Origin of the sequence: Pseudomonas sp., from assembly GCF_030696055.1 — a bacterium.
Classification (GTDB): domain Bacteria; phylum Pseudomonadota; class Gammaproteobacteria; order Pseudomonadales; family Pseudomonadaceae; genus Aquipseudomonas.
This window is the reverse complement of the sequence record NZ_JAUYNP010000108.1, coordinates 1-4,389: the sequence shown is the minus strand read 5'-3', so window position 1 is coordinate 4,389 and position 4,389 is coordinate 1. Positions and strand designations below refer to the sequence as shown.

The 4,389-nt window shown below is 62.0% G+C and carries 4 protein-coding genes; all 4 read right to left on the bottom strand.

Going from position 1 to position 4,389, the window contains the following annotated elements:
- Window positions 1-988 (bottom strand): 30S ribosomal protein S1 (locus Q8Q83_RS06565; RefSeq protein ID WP_305622203.1); only part of this gene is annotated, 988 nt, incomplete at its 3' end.
- Window positions 989-1,139: 151 nt separating this feature from the next.
- Complete coding sequence (gene cmk, locus Q8Q83_RS06560; protein WP_305622201.1) at window positions 1,140-1,826, bottom strand: (d)CMP kinase; 687 nt, start codon at window positions 1,824-1,826, stop codon at window positions 1,140-1,142.
- Window positions 1,823-4,030, bottom strand: coding sequence for a bifunctional prephenate dehydrogenase/3-phosphoshikimate 1-carboxyvinyltransferase (locus Q8Q83_RS06555; RefSeq protein WP_305622199.1), 2,208 nt, complete (start codon window positions 4,028-4,030; stop codon window positions 1,823-1,825). The genes cmk and Q8Q83_RS06555 overlap by 4 nt, the downstream gene beginning before the upstream one ends.
- A gap of 44 nt (window positions 4,031-4,074) precedes the next feature.
- On the bottom strand, window positions 4,075-4,389 hold a 315-nt coding region (locus Q8Q83_RS06550; RefSeq protein WP_305622197.1), incomplete at its 5' end, for an aminotransferase class I/II-fold pyridoxal phosphate-dependent enzyme.

Below are 4,389 nucleotides of genomic sequence, written 5' to 3'. Positions count from 1 at the left end.
CTTCGTCGCCGACGTTAACGACTTTGGACGGGTGGATGTTCTTGTTGGTCCAATCCATTTCGGATACGTGCACCAGGCCTTCCACGCCTTCTTCCAGCTCGGCGAAGCAGCCGTAGTCGGTCAGGTTGGTTACGCGCGCAGTAACACGGGTGTCCTGCGGGTAACGCGCCTTGATGGCAACCCATGGATCTTCGCCCAGCTGCTTGAGGCCGAGGGAAACACGGTTGCGCTCGCGATCGTACTTGAGGATCTTGACGTCGATTTCATCGCCAACGTTGACGATTTCCGACGGATGCTTGATGCGCTTCCAAGCCATGTCGGTGATGTGCAGCAGGCCGTCGACGCCACCCAGATCCACGAACGCGCCGTAGTCGGTGAGGTTCTTGACGATACCCTTGACTTGCTGACCTTCCTGCAGGGATTCCAGCAGAGCTTCGCGCTCGGCGCTGTTCTCGGCTTCCAGCACGCTGCGGCGGGAAACGACAACGTTGTTGCGCTTCTGGTCCAGCTTGATGACTTTGAATTCGAGCTCTTTGCCTTCCAGGTGAGTGGTATCACGCACCGGACGGACATCGACCAAGGAACCTGGGAGGAACGCACGGATGCCGTTAACGTCGACCGTGAAGCCGCCCTTAACCTTACCGTTGATAACGCCCGTAACCACTTCCTCAGCGGCGAAAGCTGCTTCCAGAACGATCCAGCACTCGGCACGCTTGGCTTTTTCGCGGGACAGCTTGGTTTCACCAAAGCCATCTTCAACCGCGTCCAGCGCAACGTGAACTTCGTCACCGACCTTGATGGTCAGCTCGCCAGCGTCGTTGTGGAACTGCTCCAGCGGGATGAGGCCTTCAGACTTCAAACCAGCGTGAACGGTTACCCAACCAGCTTGGTAATCGATGTCGACGATGATAGCGGTGATGATCGAGCCAGCCTGAAGGTTCAGGGTTTTTAGGCTTTCTTCAAACAGTTCAGCAAAGCTTTCGCTCATTTTAATTCCTGTTGATTCAGGGCAGGGAATCCGCCCAAACCACATTCCAGACAATGTGGGTACGTTTATGTAAAAAGAGGCCTACGGGACTAGGACTGGGTTCCCGTATGCCTCCTTGCGAGCTGACCAACTTAGGCAGCTGGGGCTCTTGTTATCCGGCGAGATCGCGGCTGGCGACCTCGCTCAGAATACGTTCCATTACTTGCTCGATGGAAAGCTCGGTGGAATCCAGCTGTATCGCATCGACTGCCGGCTTGAGCGGAGCCACTGCGCGCTGGGTATCGCGCTCGTCGCGCGCCAAAATCTCATCAAGAAGACTCGCGAGATTAACATCATCTCCCTTGGCCTTCAACTGTAAGTAACGGCGACGAGCACGTTCCTCGGCGCTGGCGGTGAGAAAAACCTTGAGCGGTGCGTCGGGAAATACCACGGTGCCCATATCGCGACCGTCGGCCACCAACCCCGGCATCTCCTGAAACGCCTGCTGCCTCTGCAGCAAGGCCTCGCGCACGGCCGGCAAGGACGCCACTTGCGAGGCACCCGCGCCGATTTGCTCGTTGCGAATGGCGTCGGTGACCTCTTCGCCTTCCAGAATAATACGCTGACCCTGAGCGCCACCCGCGGCAACGAATTGCACATCCAGATGAGCGGCAAGCAATTTCATCGCTTCTTCGTTGGTCAGGTCAACGCCATGATTGCTCGCGGCGAAGGCCAGCAAGCGATAGAGCGCCCCGGAATCCAGCAGATTCCAGCCCAGCTGTTTGGCCAACAAACCGGCGATGGTGCCCTTGCCCGAGCCGCTTGGCCCGTCGATGGTGATAACTGGCGCGATGATCATGCCTTGCCCTCCTCGGCTACGCGGATACCGACCTGGGCAGACAGGGCCAGGAAGTTGGGGAATGAAGTGGCGACATTGGCGCAGTCGTGGATACGAATGGGCGCGGTGGCGCGCAGCGAAGCCACGCTGAAAGACATGGCGATACGGTGGTCGCCATGGCTCCACACCTCGCCCCCGCCTATGCTGCCGCCTTCGATGATGATGCCATCCGGGGTCGGCTCGGCCTTGACGCCCAGGGCGAGCAGGCCGTCGGCCATCACCTGGATGCGGTCGGACTCCTTGACCCGCAGCTCTTCGGCGCCACGCAGTACGGTGCGACCCTCGGCGCAGGATGCCGCCACAAACAGCACCGGGAATTCGTCGATGGCCAGCGGCACCAGCTCTTCCGGAATCTCGATGCCTTTGAGCTTGGCGCTGCGCACGCGGATATCCGCCACCGGCTCACCGCCCACGATGCGCTGGTTTTCCAGGCTGATATCGCCGCCCATCAGCTTGAGGATATCGATCACCCCGGTGCGGGTCGGGTTGATGCCGACATGCTCCAGCACCAGCTCGGAGTCTTCGGCAATGCTGCCGGCCACCAGGAAGAAGGCCGCCGAGGAAATATCCGCCGGCACCTCGATATGGGTGGCGGTCAGCTTGTGCCCCGACTCGAGGCTCGCCGTGCTGCCGTCGACCGTAACCGGGTAGCCAAAGCCACGCAGCATGCGCTCGGTGTGGTCGCGAGTTGGTGCAGGCTCGGTGACCGAGGTAGAACCCGCGGCGTACAGCCCGGCGAGCAGCAGGCAGGACTTGACCTGAGCACTGGCCATCGGCATTTCATAGTTCATACCAGACAGACGTTGACCGCCACGAATGGTCAGTGGCGGACGACCTTCCGGCCCGGTCTCGATCACCGCGCCCATCTCACGCAGCGGCTTGGCCACGCGATTCATCGGCCGCTTGGACAGTGAGGCATCGCCGGTCAGGGTCGCATCGAAAGGCTGCGCCGCCAGCAGACCGCTGAGCAGCCGCATGGACGTGCCGGAGTTGCCCAGATAGATGGGCCCAGGTGGCGGCTGCAAGCCATGCAAGCCAACGCCATGGATGGTCACGCGGCCATGGTGCGGGCCTTCGATGACCACGCCCATATCGCGGAAGGCCTGCAGGGTGGCCAGGGCGTCTTCGCCCTCGAGGAAACCTTCCACCTCTGTGATGCCTTCGGCCAGGGAGCCGAGCATGATCGAGCGGTGCGAGATGGATTTGTCGCCCGGTACGCGAATGCGTCCAGACAGCTTGCCGCCGGGATTAGCCAGGAAAATCAGATCATTCGAGTGCATAGCGTCCACATAGGCCCTACGGGCCAGAATTTTGCCGAAATGCTCACGGGCCACCCGGGCGCGGGTAAAGACGCCCAGCAGTTGATGCCCATCCCCTGCGTCGACCGCATCACGCAAAGCGTCGAGGTCGTCGCGAAATACATCCAAGGTGCGCAGCACCGCCTCGCGGTTGGCGAGGAAGATGTCATGCCACATCAGTGGATCGCTGCCGGCGATTCGCGTGAAGTCGCGAAAGCCGCCGGCGGCGTAACGAAAGATCTCCAGGTTCTCGCTGCGCTTAGCCAGCGAGTCGACCAGGGTAAAAGCCAGCAGGTGCGGCAGATGACTGGTGGCCGCCAGCACCTGATCGTGGTGCTCGACCTGCATATGCTCGACATCCGCCCCCAGCCCGCGCCACAGGGTATCGACCAGGGCCAGGGCCTGCTCGTCGCTCTGCTCGCACGGGGTGAGAATCACCTTGTGGCGGCGGAACAGCTCGCCATTGGCCGCCTCGACGCCGCTCTGCTCGGAGCCGGCGATGGGATGTCCCGGGACGAAACGCACGGCTTTGCCGGCAAAGGCCAGACCCGCGGCGCGCACCACATTGCCCTTGGCGCTACCGACATCGGTGAGCACCGCAGCCCCCAGATCGAACTTGGCCAGCTCGCCCAGCAGCTTTTCCATGGCCAGGATAGGCACCGCCAACTGGATCACCTCGGCGCCCTGACAGGCGGCGATCAGATCGGTCTCGCAGCGATCCACCACCCCCAGCTCGACCGCCAGGCGGCGCGACTCGGGGTCCAGATCGACGCCCACCACCTCGCGACACAGGCCGCGCTCACGCAGGCCCTTGGCGAAGGAACCGCCGATCAGACCCAGACCAATCACCACCAGGCGGCCGATCATAGGGGCGACTGATTGCACTGGGGTGACAAACGGCTTCGACTCCCTCACGCGCTCAGCACCTTGGTCAGCGCTTCGAGGAAGCGCGCATTCTCTGCCGGCAAACCGATGGACACCCGCAGAAAATTGGGCATGCCGTAACCGGCCACCGGCCGCACTATCACTCCGGCGCGCAGCAACGCCTGATTGATCGCCGCGGTATCGCGAGCGAAATCCACCGCGATAAAGTTGCCTTTCGAGGGACTCCAGCTCAGGCCCAGCTCGCGCAAACCGGCTTCCAGCTGCGCCATGCCGGCATCATTGACCTGACGGCTTTTGGCCAGGTAATCGGCATCCTCCAGCGCCGCACAGGCGGCGGCCAG